Raw genomic sequence first — 23,313 nt, 5'->3', positions numbered from 1 at the left:
CGCGGCAGCTTGGTCAGTACCGGCCCCGACGGGCCGGTTTTTCGGCGGCGACACGCACCGTGTCGAGCGCGGGCGACGCCGAGCGCGAGCGAGCTCGACTACTCGGCGAGCAGGGACTCGATATACTGTCCGACGTGGTCGTCCATCCGGCGTTTGAACCCGTTTTGCCGCGCCAGTCGGTCCAGCTCCCGTGAGACGTACGTCCCGTACTGGACCGCTTTCTTGTCCGCGCGCCACACCGACGCCGGGAGCCGGTCGGCCGCCGCTCGGCGGAGTGCGACCTTCCGCTCGTCCGGCGTCGCAAGGAGCTCGTCCGGGAGCTGGAGCGCGGCGGCGACGACCCGGTCGTCCAACAGCGGCGCGACGGGCTCGACGCCCGCGGCACGGAGCGCGAGGACGTCACGTTCGAGCTGGTCGGGAAGCGTGCCGACGGTCTCCCGCCGAGCGCCGCGGACCGTGTCGGCGTCGACCCGGTCGTCGTCCGCGGGCTCGACCACCTTGCTGTACCCGCCGAACAGCTCGTCCGCCCCCTGTCCGACGGCCAGCCGGTCGAACCCGTCGGTCGCGGCCGCCTCGGCGGTCAGGTATAGCGGGATGGCGATCCCGAGATCCATCGGGTTCCGACGCCCCGTCGCGGCCGCGACCTCGGGGATCGCCCGGCGGAGGTCGTCGTGGGTGATCTCGACCACGCGGAGCGGGCGGTCGAGCGCCGCCGCGGCCGCGCGGGCGGCGGCGACGTCGTGACACCCCTCGAAGCCGGCGACGTAGCACGGGGCATCGGGGACGGCCGAGGCGACGAGCGCGGAGTCGACGCCCCCGGAGAAGGCGACGGCGAGGTCGCCCGTTGGGTCCCGGAGGTCCCCGAGCGCCCCCTCGATCGCGTCGGCGACGGCCCCTGCCGCGACGGTCGGATCGGCGGGATCGGGGTCGGGGAGCGACCAGACGGCGTCGGTACCCGCCGCCGAAACGACGGCTCCGGGGGGGACCGAAACGGGGTCAACGAGGGCGTTTCGGTCGGCGTCCCACGCCGACGAGCGTGTCGGGTCGTCGGCGTCGCGGTCGACGAACAGCGGTTGTCGCCCGAGCACGTCGCGGACGAGGACTGGGCCGGGCCGGTCCGGCGGGGCGGCGAGGCGGCCCGCGAACCCGCAGGTGCCGGGGAGCGGATCGCGGTCACGGAGGGCGTTGCCGACGAGCGTCGGAGTCGCCCCGCGGATGTCGTCTCCGTTGTCCGTCCCACCGACGTCGTCCGCGCCGCCTGGGTCGCTCATGTCGTCCGCATCACCGCTGTCAGTCATCCCGATCGGGCCGGTCACGGGTCGGTCCCGCCCGTCGGAGTCGGTCGACGGCGCGGAACGCTCGGCGTTTCGCCCCGCCGGCAAACTGGCGGATCGAGACGCGCCACGGCGTCCGCTTCCCGACGACGCTGGTCCGGCCGTCGGCGATCGCGGAGAGGATCGCCTCGGCGGAGCGCTCGTCCGCGCCGACCTCAGTGACGGCCTGACCGACCATCTCGGAGATGTGCGCGTCGCTGCCGGCGGTCATCGGGAGGTTCCGGCGGATCGCGAACTTCTCCGCTTGCCGGTTCGAGCGCCCGGTGAACAGCCGGGAGTTGTACACCTCGATGGCGTCCGCGCTCGCGAGCTGCTCGTCGGAGATATGCGCGGCGACGCCGTGTCTCGACTTCTGGAACGGGTGGGGGACCACCGCAACCCCGTCCTGATCGTGGATCCGGTCGAGCGTCTCGTCGAAGGGGAGCCCGGGTTCGATCGCCTCGTCGATGCCGAACGCGAGCACGTGGCCGGCCGCACAGGTCACTTCCATGCCAACGATACCGACGAGTCCGTAGTCGGGGGCCAGCTCGGCCGCCTCGATACTGGCGTCGATCTCGTCGTGGTCCGTGACGGCGAGCGCGTCGAGCCCGACCGCGGCCGCCTGCTCCAAGAGGAGCTCGACCGGGTCGCGCCCGTCGTGGGACAGCGCGGAATGGGTATGCAGCTCGACCGATAGCACGACTTATCGTTGGCGGGTAGCGGTGAAAAGCGGCCCGGTACGACCCGCGAGAGCGAGCGCAACGGTACCGCGCGAGGACGGCCGAAGACTGATACGGTTCAACCCGAGACGCGTGAGTATGGTCTCTCGCGACACGAAGGTCCACCTCGGAACCGTCGGGATCACCTTCCTCGTCCTCCTCGGCGTCCAGTCCGCCGGGCTGCTACCGGAGTCCAGGTCCGCGATCAGCGTCGTCGCACTGGTTTCGTACGGCGCGATCTTCGGCGGGGCACACCTCTATCTCGCGATCCGCGACGACGACGGGATGGTGCCGGCGGCGGCGCGGTGGCGGTACGTCGCGACTCTCGCGGTCGTACTCTCGGCAGGGGTCGCCTACATCGTCGCCGGTGGCGTTGCGGTCGGGCCGGTCACCGTCGGGACGATCGCGCTCGGCGTCGCCGGCGTCGCGGCGGCCGTGTACCTCGTCGCCGAATCGATCGACGCGTACCGCGCGAGCAGTATATAAGACGGGATCGGTAGCACGCCGTGGGGGTCGGTCGGTTTCACGCCGCGAGCCACCCGGAGACGAGGACGTAGCCACCGACGAACACCAGAACGGTCGGGACGATCCACCGATCGATCCACGTCGGATGATCGGTGTCGCCGGCGAGGTGTGCTCCGCCAAGCGCGACGAGGAACAGGACGGCGGCGGCGAGCAGATAGACGGCCACGACGACGAGCCGCTCTATCGGTGCCAACCCGGCGAAGAACGGGACGTACACCGCCAGGTTCTCACCGTTCAAGCCGAGAGCCGTGACGGAGACGACGCCGATCCGTCCCCGGCGGCTCGGCTGTCTGCTAGTCCCGGCCGTCGAACTCGGTTCGCCCGGTTCGTCCGGTTCGTCCGGTTCGTCCAGTTCGTCCGGTTCGTCCGGTTCGTCCGGTTCGTCCGGTTCGTCCAGTTCGTCCGGTTCGTCCGGTTCGTCCGGTTCGTCCGGTTCGCCTGGGCCGACCGAGGCACCGAAGTCCCCTGGGGCGCTCGGGGCGCCCGTCTCCGGTCGTCGCCGAACCAGCCCCCAGATCCCGAGTCCGAGCGGGACGACCCCGAGCAGGAACGCCCCGCCCCGTAGCAGCTCGGCCGCGAGGGCTCCCCCGACGACGGCCGCGGCCAAGCCGACGACGACGCCGACGGTGTACCCGATCAGGATCTCGATGGTCGCGTACGCGTCGTCGAGACGGAACGCGATCGTCACGAGCAGGATGTCGAGGTTGGTCAGGACGAACAACCCGATCGCGACGGTGAGAAACGACTCCACGGCTGAACGCCGGGTGGCCGGAAGCAAAACAGTTCGCACCTTGGACGTGGGTCGGACGCGAGTGTTTCACGCGGCGTACGGACAAGAACACGCTTAAGAGGGGCGACGGCGAGGTGTTCGATGGGAACAGCACAGCTGCGGATCCGACGCGCCGGGGTCTGTTCGCCCACGGCTTGGGAACGTAGCAGTGCACCGTCGTCTCCGACGGCGCGACCACGCCGGCCCGCAACGCGCGGGCCGACAGGCCGGGAGCCGCTCGTCCGACGAGCGCCCCGAAGGTCGCGTCGCGCGGCGGCGCGGTCACGTCTCGCGGTTGTGCCGTTCCAATTTCACACAATGGCACGAATGCACACGCGCCGTCGCGGTTCGTCCGGTTCGGACAAGCCGGCGACGGACGAGAACCCGGAGTGGAGCGACGTCGACGCCGAGGACATCGAGTCCCGCGTCGTCGAACTGGCGGAACAGGGTCACGACCCCAGCGTCATCGGACTCAAACTCCGTGACGAGGGCGTCAAAGGCACCCCGATCCCGGACGTCAAGCTGGCGACCGGCAAGAAGGTCACCGAGATCCTCGAGGAGCACGACGCTCGCAAGGATCTCCCGGAGGACCTGCGTAACCTGCTCGCCCGCGCGGTTCGCCTGCGCGAGCACATGGCCGAGAACGGCCAGGACTACCAGAACAAGCGCGCGCTCCAGAACACGGAGTCGAAGATCCGCCGCCTGGTGAACTACTACCGCGGCGACGAGCTCGACGAGGAGTTCACGTACACCTACGAGAACGCCGTCGAGCTGTTAGAATAACGCGACCGAACGGAATCGAGGCCGAACCCCGACCGTGACCGAAACCGAAACCACGACCACCACGCCCACGCCCGACGCGCTCGCCAGCGTCCTCGCCGACGCGCCGTTCGTTCGGCTCGTCGCCGCGGACGACGGGGACAGCGTCGCGGCCGCCGGGACGCTCGCGGGAGCGCTCCGGGAGCGCGGCGTGCCGTTTCAGGTCCGGGTGTCACGCGATCCCGTCCCCGACACGGCGGACGACGAAGTCGCGGTGACGGTCGGGGGACGCGGCGGCGCGCAGGCTACGGAGGGTGCCCCGGCGACGCATGGGATCGATGGCACGAAGCGGCCGGCGAGCGCGACCGCCTTCGCGGTCGCTCGCGAGCTGGGCGGTGATCCGGACCCGGTCACTGTCTTGGCCGGGAGCGTCGCTGCCGGGTCGATCCCCGGGACCGACGGGACGAGTGACGCGCTCGACGCGGCGGAGCTGGCGGGCCGGGTGACGAGGCGACCAGGGGTCGCGATCCCGACCGCGGACCTCGCGGACGGGATCTCGGCGTCGACGTTGCTTCGCGCCCCGTACTCCGGCGACCCGGAGGCGACGCGAGCCGCGGTCGCCGCGCTCGACCTCCCGTCGGAACCCGATAACGAGGCACACCGGCGGCTCGCGTCGCTGGTCGCCGTGGACACCGCAGCCGCGGCGGGAGCGAGCACCCGGGCACCGGCGACGGTCGAGCGCGCGCTCCGACCGTACGCGATCGATGATAGCGGCACCCCCTTCGAGACCGTGGGTGGCTACGCCGACGTTCTCGACGCGCTCGCCCACGAAGCACCCGGGACCGGCGTGGCGCTGTCGCTGGCGACGGCCCCGAGCGACGGGCTCGTCACGGCCGCACGCGACGCGTGGCGGGAACACGGGCTGGCGGCACACCGCGCGCTCGACGACGCGACGACCGGCCGATACGACAGCTGCGTCGTCGCTCGCGTCGACGCGACGCCTGCAACCGTCCCCACGGTCGCCCGGCTCGTCCGGGACTTCCGGTCGCCCGAACCCGTCGCGATCGCCCTCGACGAGTCGTCGGGGCGGATCGCGGCGGCCGCGACGGAATCAGTCGGCCTCGGCGACGCCTGTCGGTCCGTCGCAGCCGAGCTCGGCGGTACCGGCTGGGGGACGCGAGCCCGTGGTGGTCTCGAACCGAACGCCGACCCGACGGAGGCCCTCGCGGCGCTCCGGGAGGCGCTATGAGCGACGGGGCGACGAACGGGCGGACCGGACACGAGGCCGACGGACCGGCCCGGACGGCCACGGTTCGGACGACCCACGCGGACGCCGCGGTCGTCGCGGCCGCGCTCGCCCCGGACGACACCGAGTCGATGTCGGTCGCCGTCGACGGCGACACGATCGAGGCGGCGATCGAGCGCCCGACCACGGGCGGACTCCGGTCGACCGTCGACGACTACGTGGTGAACCTCCGGGTCGCCGATCGAGTTATCGAGTCCGCGGGGCCGGCGGCAACCGGGTCGTCGACGACGGAGCCGGGTGCGGACGCGGACACCGACACCGACGCGGGGGCGAAGACGAGCCCGGACGCCAACGCGGACACCGGCACCAACGCGGACACCGACACCAACGGGGACACCGACACCAACGCGGACACCGACACCAACGCGGACACCGACACCAACGCAGACACCGACACCAACGCAGACATCAACACATGAGCGAACGATCAGTATCCAAGAGCAGAGGACAGAAACGCTGGTACGACGTACTGGCACCCGAACAGTTCGATCGCGCGGTGCTCGGCGAGACGCTCGCCGAGGAGCCCGACCAGGTGGTCGGCCGCACGATCACGACCACGCTGGGCGAGCTCACCGGTGACTCCAGCGCGAACAACACCAAACTCACGTTCAAGATCACCGACGTGGGCAGCGACACGGCGTACACCGAGTTCATCACGTACGAGCTGACGCGTGATTACCTGCGCTCGCTCGTCCGGCGCGGCGCGTCGAAGGTCGAGGCGTCGATCACGGTCGTGACGACCGACGATTACCGGATCCGTGTCCAGCCCGTCGCGTTGACGACCAAGAAGGCGGACCGCTCCCAAGAGAAGGCGATCCGTCGCGTCATGATCGACAAGGTCCACGCCGCCGCCGAGGAACGCACCTTCGAGGCGTTCGTGGACGCGATCATCGACGGTAACCTCTCGTCGGCGATCTACGGCGAGGCGAAGACGATCTACCCGCTGCGCCGCGTCGAGGTCCAGAAGCTGACCCTCGAGGCGCGCCCCGAGGAGATCGCCGCCGAGGAGGAGGCCGCCGTCGACGTCGACGCCGACGAAGTGGCCGTCGACAGCGAGTAGGTCGCCGTCGAGCGCGACACGACCGACCGGCTTTTCCGTTTATCACCCACGTAGCGACAGAAGCGGCGACACCGCCCTCACTCGATGGAGCGAACCAGCTGCTTGCGATACGGCTCGAAGCCGCATTTCTCGTAGAACGCGAGCGCGCGCTCGTTGTCGACATCGACGTCGAGCCGGAGCTGGCCACAGTCCTGTTCGCGGGCGTCGACGAGCGCGCGCTCCAGCAGGCGGTCGGCGAGTCCGGTGCCGCGGTACGGCTCCGCGACGTACAGCTCGCCGATCACGAGCCGGTCCGGGCGGTCGAACACGTCGGGACACGCGTCAACGCTCGTGAACAGGATCCCGACGAGATCGAGCCGGGGGTCGGTCAGCGGCGCGGTCGCGGGGTCGACGCCGGTGTCCTCGCTGCCATCGCGGTCGGCGGGGTCGTTATCGCGGTCGTCGGAGTCGTTATCGCGGTCGTCGGGGTCGCCATCGGCATCGGTCGCGGTGACGACGACCCAGCCGCGGAACCCGTCCTCGGCGAGTCTATCGCGGGTGAACGCGACGTTCCGTTCGATGAACCACTCGTCGGGTTCGTCCGCCAGCGCGTGTGCGTCGGCGGCGTCCGCGAGGTCTCGATGGTAGGGAAGCCATAGATCGGTCGCGAACCGCCGAAGCGCGTCGTCCATCGCGGGGAGTCGCCGGAACTTCATACCACAGCGAGCTCGGACGGCCAACAAGAACGCTTCGAGAACGGGTGGACGGGGGAGGACGCCTAACGGGGAGGACGGTAAACGAGGAGGCTGACGCGAATGCGGGCTATGCGTTCGGCGGCGTCACCAGCGGTTCGATCTCCTCGTGGTCGAAGCGGCCGAGGATCTCCCCGTCGATAGTTTTGAAGTAGCTCGGCAACGCGCCCTCTTCGGCAGCCGCCTCCGACATCCCCTGCCCCGTCGTCATGTCGTACGAACAGGGGACGACGATCGCCCGTTTCGCGTCCGGATCGATCAGTTCGAGAATGACGAACATCACGCCGTTGACGGAGGTCCCATACACGAGGAACTCGTCGAACCCGTCCGGGTCGAATGCCTCCGAGAACCGGTCGGCATAGTTGTTCGGCAACACGTGCATCAGCCCGAACCGATCGTGCTCGCCCATGTCCTTACTGACCGTGTCGGTGTGAGCGGACATGACGTACGTCACCGCCCAGTCGTCCTCCTCCCGTTCATCGACCAGCATTCGTGCCTCTTCGAGGGTCCGCTCCCACGTTTTCGTGTGCGCCTCGCCGAGGCTCTCACGGCGACGGACGAAGGGGTCCTGCTCCTCGTGTGACATCGTATCGAGTGGTCGCGGGGCGGGCGGCATAACTCTTTTCGAGCCGGGTCTTATGCGACCCCGAAGCCGACTTCCATCACGACGGACGCGAACAGGGTGAGAACGCCGCCGAGAAAGGTCTTGCCCGCGACCCGAACACGCTCGGTCGGCGGCGGAGTCCGGATCCAGCGAACCGGTGGCACCGACGCGACCGCCCGCTGGAAGCGAGTCCGTCGAGTGCCCGACAGCGATTCCCCTTCCTCTTCGCCTCGTTTGGGCCACAACCGGACCGTGGCGTAGCCGACGAGGACCCATCCCGAGAGGAACGTGAAGAACTTCCCACGGACGAACCCGCCGCCGGTCGCGATCCCGAGCACGACCGCGGCGGTCGTCACCACGGCGGTGAGGACGAGCGCGTAGCCGATCGCGTCGACCCACACGCGGAACGAGCGACGGACGCGGCTGTGTGACGGGAGTCGCATCCACCTAGTGCCGGTCGTCGAGAACGGGTGCAGGTTCGCGGAACCGGTCATCGTGGCGGTGACAGTAGCTCTCCCGACCGGCATCGCTGACGGTGTAGTACGCCGGTTCGATCGTCTCGTCGCCGCCGTCCGGATCGACGCCGTCACAGATGCTTCCGAACTCCGCGTCGAGGGCGTCGAGCGCGCGCTGTTCGTCGTGGTCCCCGGCGATCTCGGCGACACGCTGGAGAACGTCCTCGGCGTCCGGGGGCACGTCGAGGTGACCGAACAGCTCCTCGTACGTCTCGTCCATCGTCGCGAACCGGGTTTCCATGTCGAACCGTTCACGGAGCCGTTCCCGGATCGACCGGGTGGCACGCATCCGTTCACGGAGGATCTCCCGGAGTGCGTTGATCCCGTCCCAGATCTCGTCGTCTAGGTCCTCGTACTCCTTCGGGCGTATCCGCGCGGGACAGCGCGTACTGAACGGACACCCGTTCGGCGGGTATCGGGGGTTCGGCGGCGTCCCGTGCAACGTGATCCGGTCACGACGCTGTGTCGGGTCGGGTTTGGGGATCGCCGACAGCAACGCGTGCGTGTACGGGTTCGCGGGATCGGTGAACAGCTCCTCCGTCGGCCCGATCTCCATGATGTTCCCGAGGTACATCACCGCGACCCGGTCACAGATGTGCCGGACGACGGAGAGGTCGTGTGCGATGAACAGGTACGTGAGGTCGAGCTCGTCTTGGAGCTCCTCGAGGAGGTTGATGATCTCCGCCTGGACCGAGACGTCGAGCGCGCTCACCGGCTCGTCGAGCACGATGAACTCCGGATTGAGCGCGAGGGTGCGAGCGATCCCGATCCGCTGGCGCTGCCCGCCCGAGAACTGGTGTGGATACCGGAAGTAGTGTTCCGGTGAGAGGCCGACCTGATCGAGCAGCTGTTTCACACGGTTTCGTCGCTCGCGGGGCGTTTTCCAGCCGTGGACATCGAGCGGTTCACGGACGATCTCACCGACCGTCATCCGGTCGTTCAGGCTCGAGTCAGGGTCCTGGAACACCATCTGTGCGTTCCGCCGCCACTCGTAGAGGTCGTCCCCTCTGAGCTCGGTGATGTCGGTGCCGTCGAACAGCACCTCACCACCGGTCGCCTTCTCCAGCTGGATGAGGGTCCGTCCGAGCGTCGTCTTGCCACACCCCGACTCGCCGACGAGACCGAGCGTCTCGCCGCGGTAGATGTCGAAACTGACGCCGTCGACCGCTTTGACCGGGCGGTCGTTGAAGATCCCGCCGCTCTCGTAGTACGTCTGTAGGTCGCGGAGCTGAACCATCGTCTCCCGACCCGTACTGTCCGTGCCGTCGTCCCGTACCCCGTCCGGAGGGGCTTCTATCGTGTCTCCGCTCATTTTTCCTCACCTGCTTGGTTCCGCCGGCTGTGTCTGGCCACCGCCTCCGCTGTCGGCACGTCCGATGGGTACAAGAGACAGGACGCAGTGTGGTCGGATTCGCCCTCCGATTCGACGCGTATCGGTACCGGGTGGACCTCGTGGCACTCGTCGAACGCCTTGGGACATCGCGGGGCGAACCGACAGTACGTGGCCGGTTCGTTCGGCGTTGGGACGCTTCCCTCGATCGTCGAGAGCTTTCCGTCGACGTTTCCACCGGGGATCGACTCGAGCAATCCGCGCGTGTACGGGTGTTTCGGGTCCTCAAACAGCGGTATCACGTCCGCGGATTCGACGATCTCGCCGGCGTACATCACGTTCACACGGTCGGACACCTCGGCTATCACGCCCATGTCGTGTGTGATGAACATGATCGAGACGTCACGTGATTCCTGGATCTCGGCGAGCAGATCGAGGATCTGCGCCTGGATGGTGACGTCGAGCGCCGTCGTCGGCTCGTCGCAGATCAGCATCTCCGGCTCACACGCGAGCGCCATCGCGATCACCGCCCGTTGACGCATCCCCCCGGAGAACTGGTGAGGGTACTCGTCGACTCGGCGGCGAGCGTCCGGAATGCCAACGGCCTCGAGGAGGTCCGCGGCCTCCTGTGTCGCCTCCTTGCCGCGGATCCCCTGGTGTTGTCTGAGCGACTCCTTGATCTGGTTACCGACCGTGTACACGGGGTTCAGGCTCGTCAGCGGGTCCTGAAACACCATCGCGATCCGCCCGCCGCGCATCTTCCGCTGTGGCTCGCCCGACAGCCGACTGATCTCGATGAATCCGCCCCGTATCTCCTCCGGCGTCGACGCGGAGCCGTCCGTGACGAACACGCACTCGGTACCGCTCGTCAACCCGATCTCGTCCGTGTAGCCGGCCGCCGCCACGTCGACGAGTGGCACTGACGCCGGGTCTGCGTAACCGAACTCCTCCGGAGTCGCGGCCGTCGATCCGAACAGTTCGTCCGGATCGTACGCTGCCTCGAGGTCGGCGATATCGACCGTTCGTTTCGAGAACTCGTCCGCGAACGCCCGGACCGCTTCGATACCCCGATATCGGATGCTGCTGCCCCGGAGGACGCGCCCGGGTGACTCGATGAGCCCCATCAGCGACCGGGCGGTCACGCTCTTACCGCTGCCGGACTCGCCGACGATCCCGACCGTCTCGCCGGGGTCGATATCGAAGGAGATCCCGTCGACGGCACGGATCGTCTCCTTCTCGGTGAAGAAGGCGGTCTGGAGGTTCCTCACGTCGATGAGCGGCCCGTCGGCGGACGACCGAGCCGCGGCAGTCGGTCCCGAGGAGCCGACGGCGTCCTCGCGATCGTCGATCGCCATCAGGCACCACCTCCGGCGGTCGCCGCCTCGCTCTCGTCGACGTCGGCCTCGGGGTCGATCGCGTCGCGGATCGCGTCACCGAGCGCGTTGAACGCGACGACGACGAAGACGATAGCGAGCCCCGGGATCGTCGCGACGTGCCACGAGGACGTGGCGACGAACGACTGCCCGCCGTTGATCAGCCGCCCCCACTCGGGGGTCGGGGGGTTGATCCCGAGTCCGAGGAAGGTCAGCGCCGCCGTGGAGATGATGACGCCGCCGATGAGCAGCGACGCGTAGATCAGGATATACCCCGCGATGTACGGAGCCATGTGCTTCCGCATGGTGCGTAACGGGGTCTGACCGTAGCTCTTCGCGGCGTCGACCCACTCCTGTTCGGCGACCTGTAACGACGGCCCACGGATCGCCCGCCACATCCCCGGCCAAAGGGTGAAGGCAAATATCAGTGCTAACAGGAATCCACCGTCAAGTGGCTGTGCCAGTGGATGATTCCCCTGCTGGAAGATGACGGAGAGCAACATGATCAACAGTAGGGCTGGCACCGCCTGTATCGTGTCGCTCGTGAGCACCGTCGCGATATCGGTTATGCCCTTGTAGTAGGCGGCGAGCAGCGAGAGCACGACCGCAGTGAGCGCGCCGAGGATGATGGCCGTCAACGCGATCACGAGCGACGTCCGTGCGCCGTACGATAGGTGTGTCATCATGTCTTGGCCTCTGTTGGTCGTGCCCATCGGTGCCCATCGTCCGTAGTCGTCGTAGCTCATGACCCCGATGGTGTTCTGCCCGTCCGATCGGCTGTCGAGGTTCGCGAACACGTGTGTGATCGCCTCGACCTCGCCGTCCTCTGATAGGTACTCGAACTCGTGGGAGTTCGGCTCGTAGATGTTGTGCTGGGCTTCCACCGGGCTGACCGCGGGTGCCCACAGTGCGAGCACGACGAACAGGAACACGATCGCGAACCCGAACAGCCCCCAGTAGTTGCTTCGGAACCGACGGATCGTGTCGTCGGTCGGCGTCCAGTCGGCCGCGCGGTAGTGCTCCCGGTAGATATCAAACCCGCGCCACGCCCAGATCAGACACAGCGTGGCGTACACGAGGACGAGCGCGGTTCGGATACCCCACGCCCACGCCGGGGAGAGACCCATAAACGTCCCCTCCCAGCCGCCACTCGGGGTTCGGTGTCCCTGGTTCGGGATCGTCTCACGGCTAGTGAGCGCCGGGAGCGACGAGGCCAAGGAGTCGACAGTGCTCGTGAGCACCCCCGCCGCGCTGGAAAAGAGCCCGCCGACCGGTGTTAACGCCAACAGCGCCGCACCAGCCGCGAAGGTGGCGAGCAATCCGACGCGTTTCGCCCGGCGGCGACGACTCCGAGAGAGGTCGGTCCCGAGCGCGTCGACGACGCGATCCGGGACGTATCCCGCGAACGGGATCGTGATCGCGGCCAACATCACGAGCGCCGTGATGCCCGCGGCGACCGAACCGACCACCGATCCCGCCGCTTCGCCGACGTTCCCACCGACGTAGCCGGGGACATCCGCGAGCCCACCGAGCAGGAACGCGAGGATATCCAAGGTCTGGCCGATCCCGTGGAACACGCGCCCGATCTCGAGGAGCGCTAGTATGACCACGCCGCCGACCCAGATCAGGGCGGGTCGCGGGTTCTCCACGAGGAGGTCACGGAACGGTTTGTCGCTGCCCTCCGCCTCATACTCCGGGTTCTGTTGTGTCGAACTCATTTATCGTACCCCACACGCGGGTCGATGACGGTGTACAGGAAGTCCTGTAGGATGTTCAAAAACAGGATTATCAGCGTGAAAATGAACAACAGCGCTCCCGCCATCGGGAGGTCACCCTGCGTGATCGACTGGAAGAATATCCGGCCGAGCCCGTTGATGTTGAAGATCTGTTCGACGATGACGGAGCCACCGATCAGCAGGAACGCCTCGCTGGTGATGACGGGCAACAGCGGGATCAGGGAGTTCCGGAAGATGTGCTTCCAGACGATCACGCGGTTCGTCAACCCCTTCGCTTTCGCCGTCTCGACGAAGTTCGCGTTGATCGTCTCCAACATCGCGGTCCGGCCGATACGGAGCTCCGCCGCCATCGACGCGGACCCGAGGATGACCGCCGCCGGCAGGATGAGCTTGACGTCGATGAACAGTCCCGTCCAGTCGTTGACGTAGGGGACGGGAAGGAACAAGACGTCGGTCGTCGAGACCCAGCCCAAGTCCGGCGTTCCGGTGATACTGATCCCTCGCTCGGTGAAGTCGGGACCGAAGGTGTACCAGTCGAACCCGAACGGGCCGCCGCCGTCCCGTGTCCGCCGGAGCGCAGCCAGCGCTAACACGCACAGCCAGAAGTTCGGCAGCGCCTGCCAGAGGATACCCCCGAACGAGGCGGTGTAATCGCCCCACGAGTTCGGGTTAAGTCCGGCGTAAAAGCCGAGGGGGATCCCGATGAACAGCGGTAGCAGGATCGCCCAGAAGCCTAACCAGAGCGTCGGTGGGGCGGAGTTGATCACGATGTCGAGGATGTCACGCTCCGCCTGAACGACCCACGACTGGCCGAAGTCGAACGTCAGAAAGCTCGTGACGAAATCGACGTACTGTTCCCACAAGGGATCATTGAGCCCCAGGCGTTCGCGCATCAGCTCCGCGTCCGTCCCGTCCGCCTCCGGACCTAATCGGGCCGTAACGGGGTCGATCGGGCCCATCCGGAGCATGATGAACAGGAACGTCAGTACCATAAACAGTACCGGGACCGTGAGCAGGATGCGCTTGATAAAGTACTCCCAACGCGTCATCGCGGCTCACACGGGGTCGTGATCGTGAGTATCATGGCTTACACTAATATCAGAGGGTGTTTGAGGAGCTATCTAAAGGCTTCGGGAGGGCCCGAAGCGCAGTGACGGTTACTGTTCGATCGTGGTCGTGTTGTACTGCTGCCAGTGCGCGCCGAGCGCTCCAGTGGCCGGTACATCGACGTAGTCGTACCAGAACCGCTCGGTAAAGCCGTGGTACAGGGGCACTAACACGGCGTCGTCGCGGACGGCCTCCTCCATCTCGACGTAGGCCTCCTGGCGGAGCCCCTCGTCTTCCGGCAGCGGGTTGTCGACCGCGCGCTCCCACGCTTCCTGGGCCTTGTCGGCGTTGTCGCTCTCACCGAGCTGGGTATGCCAGTCGAGGTAGAACCCGTCGGTCTCACCGGGCATCGTGCTGGTGTTGGTGTTCTCCGGTTCGAGCTGGAAGCTGCCGTACGGCGCGGCCGGCCAGCTCCAGATCCAGCCGAGCGTGTACATCTCGAGGTCGCCGTCCTCACCACGGTTCTGGAGCACGGAGAACTCGGACTGTTCGAGCTCCATGTCGACCCCGCTGCCGGCGAGTAGATCGCGGATGAGCTCGGCCGCGGTCTCGAACACTTCGCTCACGTACGTCGTGAGCGTGATCTCGGCCGGGTCGTCAGCGGTAAAGCCGGCGTCCTCGAGCACCGACTGTGCCCCCTGGAGGTCGCTCTCCCCGAGGCTATACGGATAGTCGTCGACGAAGCTGTTGTAGCCGTCCGCGCCCGTGGGCCAGATCCCCGGCGGGAGGAAGCTGTACGCCGGCGTCCCGCGGCCCGCGAACACGTCCTCAACGACCTGTTCCTTGTCGAGGACGTACGCGACCGCCTGCCGAACCGCACGGTCGGTGTTGGAGGCGTTGAACCCGAAGTAGAACGTACTGAGCTCCGAGATACCGATATAGTTGACCTCCTCGTTCAGCTCGCCGGCGGGGCCGTACGTCCCGACCTCCCGGTTCCGGTCGTCGGTTTCCGCGTCGATCGCGTCCGGTTCGTACGCGAACGTCGGGATCTCGAAGATGTCCGCGTTTTGCTCGAGCGCGTACGTCCACGCGGCCTGATCGTCCTCGATGATCTCCCAGTGGACCGCGGGAACCTCGGCGACGTGTCCGTAGTAGTCGTCGTTCCGGACGACACGGACCTCCTCGTCGACGTCGAAGTAGTCGAGCTCGAACGGGCCGGTCCCATTGGCCACCTCGGTGCTGAACTCCTGGTGGGTGACCTCACCGTCGTACCCCTCGATGTCGCCGACGTACCCCTCGGGAATAATCGAGAAGCTGCTGTACGCGAGCACGTCGAGCGCGTCGGGGTTCGGACCGACGAGTTCGAGTTCGACCGTCTGGTCGTCGACGGCTTCGACGGCGAGTGTGCCCGGTTCGGGGCTGCCATCGTCATCGAGTTCGACATCGATACCGAGCCCGACCGGCTGATTGAGGCTGAAGCTCCGGCGTTCGGTGTTGGGCGATTCGACGGTCCGCCGCCAGGAGTACACCACGTCGTCCGCAGTTACGTCGCTGCCGTCGTGGAACGTCACGTCGTCGCGGACGGTGAACGTCCACGTCGTCCCGTCTTCGGAGACGTCGAACTCCTCGAGGAGTTGGTTCTCGATCTCGGGGACGCCGTTGGGGAAGGCGGTCAGGTTCTCGTAGAGCTGCGTGATGACGGCGGAGGACGCCGTGTCCGTCGACATGATCGGGTCCAGCTCGTCGAACGTGCTGTTGATCAGGTTGAGCTCGGAGGTGTCGGGCTCGCCGTCACCCGGGTCCGTACCGTCGTCATCGGCACCATCGTCGTCGGCACCGTCGTCATCATCACCCGGGTCGTCGGCGCAACCGGCGAGGGCGACCGCCGTCCCTCCACCGAGGAGGCCGAGGACGCGGCGGCGGTTCGTGCTGTCGAGTTCCGATTCTGGGTCTGAGTCCAGCATATCTTGATTGTTCAGACATAACTACATAAATCCTTCCCGGTATGTCAACAACCTTCAGGTACCCAGTACACAAAAGAAAGGGTTTCAAAAGAAGTATTTATAGTATTTTATAACAGAATAAAAGTGGGCCGGCGGAGGCGAAACCTTGAAACGCCGCTCGGGCGCAGAAAACGTATGGAACTGCGGGTCATCGAGAAGACCGACACGGAACTCCGTATCGAGATCGCGGGCGAGGATCACACGTTCATGAACGTACTCAAGGGCGTACTGTTGGAGGCTGACGACGTCGATGCCGCGACGTACGACATGAATCCGGAACAGTCCGGCGGCCAGACCGAGCCGGTCCTCACTGTGAAATCCGAAACCGTCGATCCGCTCGACGCCGTCGAAGACGCGGCCGCGTCGATCACCGACCGGACCGCCGCGCTCCGCGACGCCGTCACCGCGGCCTGAACGAGCGATCGTCCGAACGGGCTGCCGGGATTTGCGTTTCCCTCGAACATCGCGTGTCGACCCCGATCGCTCCGGCGATACACGAGCCGAGGGGCATACCTAAGTACCGACTCGCGTAACCGTGGGGTATGTCACCGAGCGTGCTTATGCTGGGATGGGGGTATCCGCCGAACATCACCGGCGGGTTGGACGTCCACGTCGGGGAGCTGTTCTCCGGGCTTCGGGACGAGTACGATGTCGACGCCAAGCTGGTGTTGCCGGCGGAGCTCGCTCCCGAGGACGAGCAGGGCGTCGAAGGCGTCGAGACCGGCGAGGGCGACGTCGCCACTCGCGTCGGTCGGCTCAGCGATCGTTTCGTCGAGCTCGCACCCGAGTACGACGTGATCCACACTCACGACTGGTTCGGGTACGGCCCCGGCCGGGAGGCGGCACGCGCTTCGGACGCGACGTGGGTCTCATCGTTCCACTCGCTGGCGAGCGACCGGAACATCGATCCGCCGAAACGCGAGGTCGAAACGGAGCGGCGGTTGGCCAACGCCGCCGACACGAACATTTCCGTCAGCGAGATCGTCCGCGAGGACGTCAAGGAGCTGTACGGTGCCGACTCCCGCGTCGTGTACAACGGGTTCTCGAAGCCGAAGTTCTCGGGGAAGGACGTCCGGGCGGACCTCGGGATCGACGGCGAGATGCTCTTCTTCGTCGGTCGTCACACGGATCAGAAGGGGATCTCCCACCTGCTGTACGCGATGAAGAAGCTGCGCGGTCGCGACGTGACGCTCGTCGTCGGCGGCTCCGGTCACCAGACGGAGCAGCTGAAGCGGTTCGCCGAGCTGATCGGTATCGAAGAGAAGGTGGAGTTCGTCGGCTACGTTCCGGAGGCCGAGCTCGGCGACTACTACGCCGCCTCGGACGCGTTCGTCTCGCCGTCCTTCTCCGAGCCGTTCGGGATCACGATCACGGAAGCGCTCGAAGCCGGGACGCAGGTCGTGTCGACCCGCTGTGGGGCCGCGGAGATCCTGCCGGAGGACTGTCTGGTCGAGGTCACGCCCGACTCCGAGTCGATCGTCGACGGGCTCGTGACCGCGCTGAACCGGGAGTCGCCCCCCGAGTACGAGCGACGCGACTGGTCGGAAGTCGCCGGCGACACCCTCGAGATCTACGAGGACGTCGCGTAGTCGACGCCTAGTTCTCCCGGTACACGTCGATCTCGGTGACCGGTTCGGGGTGGCGGATCCGGAACCCATCCGCCGTCTCCATCACGCCGCGGGTGCTTTCGACGGCTCCACGGTACGGCGTCCCGTCGCCGTCTCTCGGTTCTTCGCCACTGTACGGGGACGTGTACGGCGACGCGTACGGGGAGTCGTCGAGCGGCTCGTCGAAGCTCTCCGGCGGGAGGTAGATCCGTTCGCCGTCAGCCGAGCGGACGACCACGGCCATATCTCGCGTCCCGGTCACGTCGATGACCGTTCGGTTCCCGGTTACTCGCGTGTCGATGGCGACCTCGCCCGACTCGATCTCGTCCATATGAGGGCCTGTGTCCGGGAGGGGATTAATGCTACCGACGGTGAACCCTTTTGTGCGGTCGCGTCGAACTCCCGACCGATGGACGTCAACAGCCATGCCGAGGAGCTCGCCTCCGACCTCGGCGTCGACAAAGCGGAGGTCAAAGCGGACCTCGAGAACCTACTGGAGTACAGCGTCCCGATAGACGAGGCCAAACAGAGCGTGCGCCGGAAACACGGCGGCGGTGGCGGCGGGTCGAGCCCGACGCCCGACGCGGCCGACCTCGCGGATATCACGACCGACCACAGTAACGTCACCGTCACTGTTCGCGTGCTCACGCGCGGGACCCGAACCATCCGGTATCAGGGGGACGACCTCACGATCCGCGAGGGGGAGCTGGCGGACGGGACGGGAACGATCTCCTACACCGCCTGGCAGGACTTCGGCTTCGAGCCGGGCGACTCGCTGACGATCGGCAACGCCGGCGTCCGCGAGTGGGACGGGGAGCCGGAGCTCAACCTCAACGAGTCGACGACGGTCGCGATCGCGGACGAACCGGTCGACGTCGACCACGGGATCGGCGGGGACCGAGACCTCGTCGAGATCGCGGCCGGCGACCGCGGCCGCAACGTTGAGGTTCGCGTGCTCGAGGCGGAGTCGAAGACCATCTCGGGTCGCGACGGCGAGACCGACATCCTCGAAGGGGTCGTCGGCGACGAGACCGCAAAGCTCCCGTTCACCGACTGGGACCCGTCCCCCGAGCTGGAGCCCGGTGCGGACCTCCGGATCGAGGACGTGTACGTCCGGGAGTTCCGTGGCGTTCCCTCGATCAACCTCACCGAGTTCACGACCGTCACACCACTGTCCGACCCCGTCGCCGTCGCCGACGACGCGCCGCGACTCCCCGTCGCGGAGGCGGTCGACTCCGGTGGAATGTTCGATGTCGAGCTCGTCGGCAACGTGCTCGAAGTGCGTGACGGCTCCGGGCTGATCGAGCGCTGTCCGGAGTGCGGACGGGTCGTACAGAACGGGCAGTGCCGGAGCCACGGCGAGGTGGACGGGGAGGACGACCTCCGCGTGAAGGCGATCCTCGACGACGGCACCGCCACCGTCACCGTCGTGCTCGACGACGATCTGACGGCGGCGGTGTACGGCGGCGGCCTCGAGGACGCGCTGGCGGCCGCGAAAGAGGCAATGGACAAGGACGTGGTCGCGGAGGCGATCGCCGACGAGCTCGTCGGCGGCGCGTATCGCGTCCGCGGCAGCCTCTCGGTCGACGAGTACGGTGCGACGCTCGACGCGACCGCGTTCGAGGTGGCGGACGACGATCCCGCAGACGTCGCTCGGGCGGCGCTCGCGGAGGTGGGCGAATGAGCGACGACGGCCCGGGAACTCGGGAGGTCGCCTATCGGCTGTTCGCCGCGGAGTTCGACGACGCCTCGCTTTCGTACTCCGAGAGCGACGAGGAGCGCGCGCCCAACTACGTCGTCACGCCGACCGGCGCGCGCGTGAACCGGCTGTTCGTCGCCGGCGTGCTCACCGAGGTCGAGCGCGTCAACGACGAGACGAGCCGCGGGCGCGTCGTCGACCCCTCCGCCGCGTTCGTCACGTACGCCGGGCAGTACCAGCCCGACGAGGCGGCGTTCCTCGAACGCGCCGAGCCGCCGACGTTCGTCGCGCTAACCGGGAAGGCACGGACGTTCGAGCCGGAGGATTCCGATCAGGTGTTCACCTCCGTGCGCCCCGAGAGCCTCAACGAGGTCGACGCGAACGTCCGTGACCGCTGGGTCGTCTCCGCCGCGGAGTCGACGCTCGACCGGCTCGCGGTGTTCGCGGCGGCGCTGGAGTCGGAGCTGCGCGGCGCGGAGCTCCGGACCGCGCTGGAGGCCGGCGGCGCACCCGCGTCGGTGGCGGCCGGGGTCCCGAAAGCGATCGATCACTACGACACCTCGCCCGCCTACGTCGAGGCGGTCCGCCGACTCGCGGTCGACGCGCTGGCGCTGATCGCGGGTGATCGCGAGGAGGTCCGAACGCCAGACATCGACCCAGACGAGGGCGGCGAGGCCACGATCGGCCCGCTTCCCGAAACCGACGTTCGGATCGCCGCGGAGGCCGTCGACGATACACCGATGGCCGATGATACCCCCGAAGTCGACGACGGCACGGTGGCCGACGACGCGTCGACGTCGACCCCGACAATCAACGGGACGGTAAGCGGGGGCACGGAACCAGACACCGGAGAGACAGTCGACACGGGAGAGACGGCCGAATCAGCACCGGAAGCCGGTGCCGAGGCGGCGGGTACACCCGAACCCGAATCTCCGACGACCGAGACCGCCAATACGACGAGCGACGACCCCATCAGCGATCTCGATGATCCCGATGACGACGCCGGAGAACTCGGCGACGAGCTCGGCGACTTCGGCGGTGGAGTCGCCGATCCGGAGGATGCGGTGGGTGGCATCGACGGCTCCTCCGATCCCGACGGAGACGAGGTCGCGAACGCCGATGTCGATGCCGATACCGATACCGACATCGACGTTGCTGTCGACGCCGACACCGACGAGCCGACCGGTTCGGACGCGGCCGATGGGATGTACGAGCTCGACGACGCGGAACGCGAGGAGATCGAGTCCGAGTTCGGCACCGACTTCTCGACCGGTGGCGAGGTCGACGAGCCGGGCGAGGCCGACATCGATGTCCCCGATCCCGAGGAGCTGTCGGAGGGCGACGAGTCGGCCGAAACCACGGTCGGTGGCGACACGCCGGAGATGGACGACGCCGGTGTCGCGGCCGGCGACTCCGGGGGGGGACTCGACGACGGGGCATCCGGCGACCCGGGCGGCTCCGACGCGAGTGACGGGAGCGACGACGACACGGAGGGCACTGACGACGAGGACGTCGACCTCGAGGGTGCTGCCGTCGAGGCGATGAGCGAGCTCGACGACGGCGACGGCGCGGACCGCGCCGCCGTCGTCGACGCGGTCGCGTCGGAACACGGCGTAGACGCGGACGCCGTCGAAGACGCGATCCAGGACGCGCTGATGAGCGGGAAGTGCTACGAGCCCAGCGACGGCGTGCTCAAACCGATCTGATGGCACGGGGCGAGCGGGTCGCGGTCGAACCGGTCGTCGGCGAGCCGGCGGCCATCGCGGCGCTCGGATCCGAGCGCGCGTTGCTCGTCGCCGACGTCCACGCCGGCATCGAGGCCGGACTCCGCTACGAGCGCGGGGTCGAGCTCGACAACCGGGCCGACGAGCGTCGCGAACACCTGTGTCGACTCCTCGATGAAACCGACGCCGACCGACTGGTCGTTCTCGGCGATCTGGCCCATCGGATCGGAGCACCCGACGGTGACGAGCGGGCGGAGTTGGAGACGTTGATCCGTGCGATAACCGATCGCGTCCCGCTGACGCTCGTCGAGGGAAACCACGACGCGGGCGTCACGGAGGCGTTCGGGGACGCGATCGAAACTATCGGTCCGGAAGGGGGACTCATCGGCGAGACGGTGACGGACGGCGGTGGTCGAGAGGGGACGGTCGGCGTCCTCCACGGACACACGTGGCCGACCGCCGACCTGCTCGCCGCCGACGTGGTGTGTATGGGCCACGAACACCCGCAGGTCAGGTTGGAGGACGCGGTCGGAGGGTCGCGAACGGAGCGCGCGTGGCTCCGCGGCGGCCTCAACCCGAGGGCGTTCGTCGGCGACGAGGTGATAACGGATCGGGAGCGATCCGATCCCCCCGAGCTGATCGTCTTTCCGGCGTTCAACGAGCGCTCCGGAGGGACGTGGGCGAACGTGGACGGGCAGTCGTTTCTCGCGCCGTTCCTTCCGGAGGCGCTCCCGGCCGCCGACGCCTATCTCCTCGACGGGACGCGGCTCGGCGACGTGCGTCGGGTGTAACCGGCTCGGAGCGCGCGCCGTCTCACGTATCGACCGGCCGGAACCGGAACCCGTCCCACGCCTGGCTCTCCGGCTCGCGGATCCCCGCACCGGGGTCGCGGAGTTCGGCGGCGTAGACGGGCTCGACACGGTCGCCGATATCGACGTCGAACGTCTCGCCGGAACCGCCGGCCCCCTCCGCTATCTGTCCGAGGGCGCGGACCGGCGGCCCGTCGTACTCGTCGCCCATCTCGAACTCGACGATCGCGAGGGTGTTGGGCTCGCGGACGCCGGGCGGTGTCGCTGTCGAGGTCGTCCAGGTGATCACGCGCGCCTCGTACTCGCGGAGGTCGAGCGTGCCGACCCGCTCGCTGCCGTCCGGGCCGACCGGATGTGGGGGGTACGACACCGCACCCCCCGCGTACTCGGCCGCCTCGAACGCCGTCTCCGCGCCGCCGTCGATGCTCGTGTCCCCGTTGGTGCTCGTGTCCCCGTTCCCCTCGTCCGTCTCGGAGCCGTGTTCGCTCATTGGGTTCCCTCCAGGACCGTCGTGGTCACACAGTTGCCGAACCCACCGACGTTACACGCGAGACCGGTGTCGGCCTCGACCTGTCGCGGACCGGCGTCCCCGGTGACCTGTTCGTATATCTCGTACACCTGCGCCACGCCGCTCGCGCCGAGCGGGTGTCCCTTCGATTTGAGCCCGCCCGACGTGTTGATCGGCAAGTCGCCGTCGCGGTCGGTGACGCCCGCCTCGACCGCCTTCCACCCCTCTCCCTTCTCGAAGAACCCGAGGTCCTCGCTCTGGAGGAACTCGAGGATCGTGAACATGTCGTGTAGCTCCGCCACGTCGACGTCGTCCGGGCCGATACCGGCCATCTCGTAGGCGATATCGGAGGAATCGGCGACGCCTCCCATCGTCGTGGGGTCGGCGCGCTCGTGGACGACGTGGGTGTCGGTCGCGCCGCCGATCCCCGAGACGACCGCGTACTCGTCCTCGGGGACGTACTCCGCGGCGACGGACTCCGGACAGAAGACGAGCGCTGCCGATCCGTCCGTGATCGGGCAGAAGTCGTACAGCCGGAGCGGGTCCGCGACGATCGGCGAGTCGAGCACCGTTTCGAGGTCGACCTCCTTTTGGAACTGTGCGTGGGGGTTGTCCACGCCGTTTTTGTGGTTCTTCACCGCGACCTTCCCGAGGCTCTCGCGCGGGGCGTCGTACGTGTCGAGGTAGAGTCTGGCCGTGAGCCCCGCGAAGGAGGGGAGGGTGACACCGTGTTTGTACTCGACCGGGTGTGTGAGGGAGGCGATCACGTCGGTCGCCTCCGCGGTCGTCCGATGAGTCATCTTCTCGCCGCCGACGAGCATCGTCAGGTCGCTCGCGCCCGAGGCGATCGACTGCCACGCGGCGTACACACCTGCACCGCCCGACGAGGAGGTCTGGTCGATCCGCGCGGTGTAGGCGGGCATCGCATCGAGGTCATGTGCGAGCGCGTTCGGGACGCCCGTCTGTCCCTCGAACTCCCCGCTCGCCATGTTCGAGACGTACAGGTGATCGAGGTCGTCGCCGCCGATCCCGGCGTCGTTGAGCGCGGCCGCGCCCGCCTCCGCCAGCAGCTCGCGCACCCACGCGTCACGTTGCCCGAACCGGGTCATCGACGCGCCGATGATCGCTACGCGTTCCATGGTTCGACCTTCACGCGATACGCCTAAAACGTACCCT

24 protein-coding genes are annotated in these 23,313 nt (G+C 67.6%); 10 read left to right on the top strand and 14 right to left on the bottom strand.

Annotated features, from left to right (window positions below; translation table 11 throughout):
• Nucleotides 1–98: 98 nt before the first annotated feature.
• Both ACZ5TV_RS10770 and ACZ5TV_RS10765 read right to left on the bottom strand, forming a co-directional pair.
• Nucleotides 99–1,271 carry an asparagine synthase C-terminal domain-containing protein gene (locus ACZ5TV_RS10770; protein ID WP_464383824.1) on the bottom strand — a complete coding sequence of 391 codons (1,173 nt, stop codon included), beginning with the start codon at nucleotides 1,269–1,271 and terminating at the stop codon, nucleotides 99–101.
• 19 nt (nucleotides 1,272–1,290) lie between these two features.
• Entirely contained in the window at nucleotides 1,291–2,013 is a 723-nt protein-coding gene (locus ACZ5TV_RS10765) for a PHP domain-containing protein (protein ID WP_379783061.1), read from the bottom strand.
• Nucleotides 2,014–2,131: 118 nt separating this feature from the next.
• On the opposite strand from ACZ5TV_RS10765, the gene ACZ5TV_RS10760 reads away from it, so the two are divergent.
• Entirely contained in the window at nucleotides 2,132–2,518 is a 387-nt protein-coding gene (locus ACZ5TV_RS10760) for a hypothetical protein (protein ID WP_379783059.1), read from the top strand.
• Nucleotides 2,519–2,555: 37 nt separating this feature from the next.
• Here the strand turns inward: ACZ5TV_RS10760 and ACZ5TV_RS10755 are convergent, their stop codons facing one another.
• Nucleotides 2,556–3,308, bottom strand: coding sequence for a cadmium resistance transporter (locus ACZ5TV_RS10755; protein ID WP_379783057.1), 753 nt, complete (start codon nucleotides 3,306–3,308; stop codon nucleotides 2,556–2,558).
• A gap of 336 nt (nucleotides 3,309–3,644) precedes the next feature.
• Here ACZ5TV_RS10755 and ACZ5TV_RS10750 point away from each other — a divergent pair, with 336 nt between their 5' ends.
• The 4 genes from ACZ5TV_RS10750 to ACZ5TV_RS10735 are packed head-to-tail and all read left to right on the top strand — an operon-like array spanning nucleotide 3,645 to nucleotide 6,451.
• Nucleotides 3,645–4,109 (top strand): 30S ribosomal protein S15, encoded by a 465-nt coding sequence (locus ACZ5TV_RS10750; RefSeq protein ID WP_379783055.1) that lies wholly within the window; start codon nucleotides 3,645–3,647, stop codon nucleotides 4,107–4,109.
• A gap of 34 nt (nucleotides 4,110–4,143) precedes the next feature.
• Nucleotides 4,144–5,334, top strand: a complete 1,191-nt coding sequence (locus tag ACZ5TV_RS10745) for an exonuclease RecJ (RefSeq protein ID WP_464383823.1) — start codon at nucleotides 4,144–4,146, stop codon at nucleotides 5,332–5,334.
• Nucleotides 5,331–5,810, top strand: a complete 480-nt coding sequence (locus ACZ5TV_RS10740; RefSeq protein WP_464383822.1) for a KEOPS complex subunit Pcc1 — start codon at nucleotides 5,331–5,333, stop codon at nucleotides 5,808–5,810. Before ACZ5TV_RS10745 ends, ACZ5TV_RS10740 begins: the two co-directional genes overlap by 4 nt.
• Nucleotides 5,807–6,451 carry a 30S ribosomal protein S3ae gene (locus ACZ5TV_RS10735; protein WP_379780006.1) on the top strand — a complete coding sequence of 215 codons (645 nt, stop codon included), beginning with the start codon at nucleotides 5,807–5,809 and terminating at the stop codon, nucleotides 6,449–6,451. Before ACZ5TV_RS10740 ends, ACZ5TV_RS10735 begins: the two co-directional genes overlap by 4 nt.
• Nucleotides 6,452–6,528: 77 nt before the next feature.
• Here ACZ5TV_RS10735 and ACZ5TV_RS10730 read toward each other — a convergent pair whose 3' ends face one another.
• The 8 genes from ACZ5TV_RS10730 to ACZ5TV_RS10695 all read right to left on the bottom strand — a co-directional run bounded on the left by ACZ5TV_RS10730 (nucleotide 6,529) and on the right by ACZ5TV_RS10695 (nucleotide 15,751).
• Nucleotides 6,529–7,146 carry a GNAT family N-acetyltransferase gene (locus ACZ5TV_RS10730; protein ID WP_379780004.1) on the bottom strand — a complete coding sequence of 206 codons (618 nt, stop codon included), beginning with the start codon at nucleotides 7,144–7,146 and terminating at the stop codon, nucleotides 6,529–6,531.
• Between the two features lie 106 nt (nucleotides 7,147–7,252).
• A complete protein-coding gene (locus ACZ5TV_RS10725) occupies nucleotides 7,253–7,768 on the bottom strand; it encodes a DUF7529 family protein (RefSeq protein WP_379780002.1) in 516 nt (171 codons plus the stop codon).
• 50 nt (nucleotides 7,769–7,818) lie between these two features.
• A complete protein-coding gene (locus ACZ5TV_RS10720; protein ID WP_379780000.1) occupies nucleotides 7,819–8,229 on the bottom strand; it encodes a DUF7555 family protein in 411 nt (136 codons plus the stop codon).
• Nucleotides 8,230–8,233: 4 nt separating this feature from the next.
• Nucleotides 8,234–9,613, bottom strand: a complete 1,380-nt coding sequence (locus tag ACZ5TV_RS10715) for an ABC transporter ATP-binding protein (protein WP_379779998.1) — start codon at nucleotides 9,611–9,613, stop codon at nucleotides 8,234–8,236.
• Nucleotides 9,610–10,986 (bottom strand): ABC transporter ATP-binding protein, encoded by a 1,377-nt coding sequence (locus ACZ5TV_RS10710; RefSeq protein WP_379779996.1) that lies wholly within the window; start codon nucleotides 10,984–10,986, stop codon nucleotides 9,610–9,612. Before ACZ5TV_RS10710 ends, ACZ5TV_RS10715 begins: the two co-directional genes overlap by 4 nt.
• Nucleotides 10,986–12,722, bottom strand: coding sequence for an ABC transporter permease (locus tag ACZ5TV_RS10705; protein WP_379779994.1), 1,737 nt, complete (start codon nucleotides 12,720–12,722; stop codon nucleotides 10,986–10,988). Before ACZ5TV_RS10705 ends, ACZ5TV_RS10710 begins: the two co-directional genes overlap by 1 nt.
• A complete protein-coding gene (locus ACZ5TV_RS10700; protein WP_379779992.1) occupies nucleotides 12,719–13,789 on the bottom strand; it encodes an ABC transporter permease in 1,071 nt (356 codons plus the stop codon). The genes ACZ5TV_RS10705 and ACZ5TV_RS10700 overlap by 4 nt, the downstream gene beginning before the upstream one ends.
• Before the next feature lie 108 nt (nucleotides 13,790–13,897).
• A complete protein-coding gene (locus ACZ5TV_RS10695; RefSeq protein ID WP_379779990.1) occupies nucleotides 13,898–15,751 on the bottom strand; it encodes an ABC transporter substrate-binding protein in 1,854 nt (617 codons plus the stop codon).
• 174 nt (nucleotides 15,752–15,925) lie between these two features.
• On the opposite strand from ACZ5TV_RS10695, the gene ACZ5TV_RS10690 reads away from it, so the two are divergent.
• Complete coding sequence (locus ACZ5TV_RS10690) at nucleotides 15,926–16,204, top strand: DNA-directed RNA polymerase subunit L (RefSeq protein WP_379779988.1); 279 nt, start codon at nucleotides 15,926–15,928, stop codon at nucleotides 16,202–16,204.
• Nucleotides 16,205–16,350: 146 nt separating this feature from the next.
• Nucleotides 16,351–17,379: a glycosyltransferase family 4 protein gene (locus ACZ5TV_RS10685; protein WP_379780010.1), complete on the top strand. Its 1,029-nt coding sequence runs from the start codon at nucleotides 16,351–16,353 to the stop codon at nucleotides 17,377–17,379.
• 7 nt (nucleotides 17,380–17,386) lie between these two features.
• On the opposite strand, the gene ACZ5TV_RS10680 is transcribed toward ACZ5TV_RS10685, so the two are convergent.
• On the bottom strand, nucleotides 17,387–17,728 hold the full coding sequence (locus ACZ5TV_RS10680) for a DUF7510 family protein (RefSeq protein ID WP_379779986.1): 342 nt from the start codon (nucleotides 17,726–17,728) through the stop codon (nucleotides 17,387–17,389).
• Nucleotides 17,729–17,806: 78 nt separating this feature from the next.
• On the opposite strand from ACZ5TV_RS10680, the gene ACZ5TV_RS10675 reads away from it, so the two are divergent.
• The 3 genes from ACZ5TV_RS10675 to ACZ5TV_RS10665 are packed head-to-tail and all read left to right on the top strand — an operon-like array spanning nucleotide 17,807 to nucleotide 21,611.
• On the top strand, nucleotides 17,807–19,081 hold the full coding sequence (locus ACZ5TV_RS10675) for a Single-stranded DNA binding protein (protein WP_379779984.1): 1,275 nt from the start codon (nucleotides 17,807–17,809) through the stop codon (nucleotides 19,079–19,081).
• Nucleotides 19,078–20,802 carry a hypothetical protein gene (locus ACZ5TV_RS10670; protein ID WP_464383821.1) on the top strand — a complete coding sequence of 575 codons (1,725 nt, stop codon included), beginning with the start codon at nucleotides 19,078–19,080 and terminating at the stop codon, nucleotides 20,800–20,802. The genes ACZ5TV_RS10675 and ACZ5TV_RS10670 overlap by 4 nt, the downstream gene beginning before the upstream one ends.
• Nucleotides 20,802–21,611: a metallophosphoesterase gene (locus ACZ5TV_RS10665; RefSeq protein WP_379782111.1), complete on the top strand. Its 810-nt coding sequence runs from the start codon at nucleotides 20,802–20,804 to the stop codon at nucleotides 21,609–21,611. Before ACZ5TV_RS10670 ends, ACZ5TV_RS10665 begins: the two co-directional genes overlap by 1 nt.
• A 22-nt stretch (nucleotides 21,612–21,633) precedes the next feature.
• On the opposite strand, the gene ACZ5TV_RS10660 is transcribed toward ACZ5TV_RS10665, so the two are convergent.
• Nucleotides 21,634–22,119, bottom strand: coding sequence for a PhlB family protein (locus ACZ5TV_RS10660; RefSeq protein ID WP_379782109.1), 486 nt, complete (start codon nucleotides 22,117–22,119; stop codon nucleotides 21,634–21,636).
• The gene (locus ACZ5TV_RS10655) at nucleotides 22,116–23,276 is read right to left on the bottom strand and encodes a thiolase family protein (protein WP_379782106.1); all 1,161 of its coding nucleotides are present in this window, start codon (nucleotides 23,274–23,276) and stop codon (nucleotides 22,116–22,118) included. The genes ACZ5TV_RS10660 and ACZ5TV_RS10655 overlap by 4 nt, the downstream gene beginning before the upstream one ends.
• Nucleotides 23,277–23,313: the final 37 nt, after the last annotated feature.

It is taken from the genome of Halorubrum tibetense (assembly GCF_055396225.1).
Note: the sequence above shows the minus strand (reverse complement) of the source record. Positions and strands in the feature narration are given on the sequence as shown.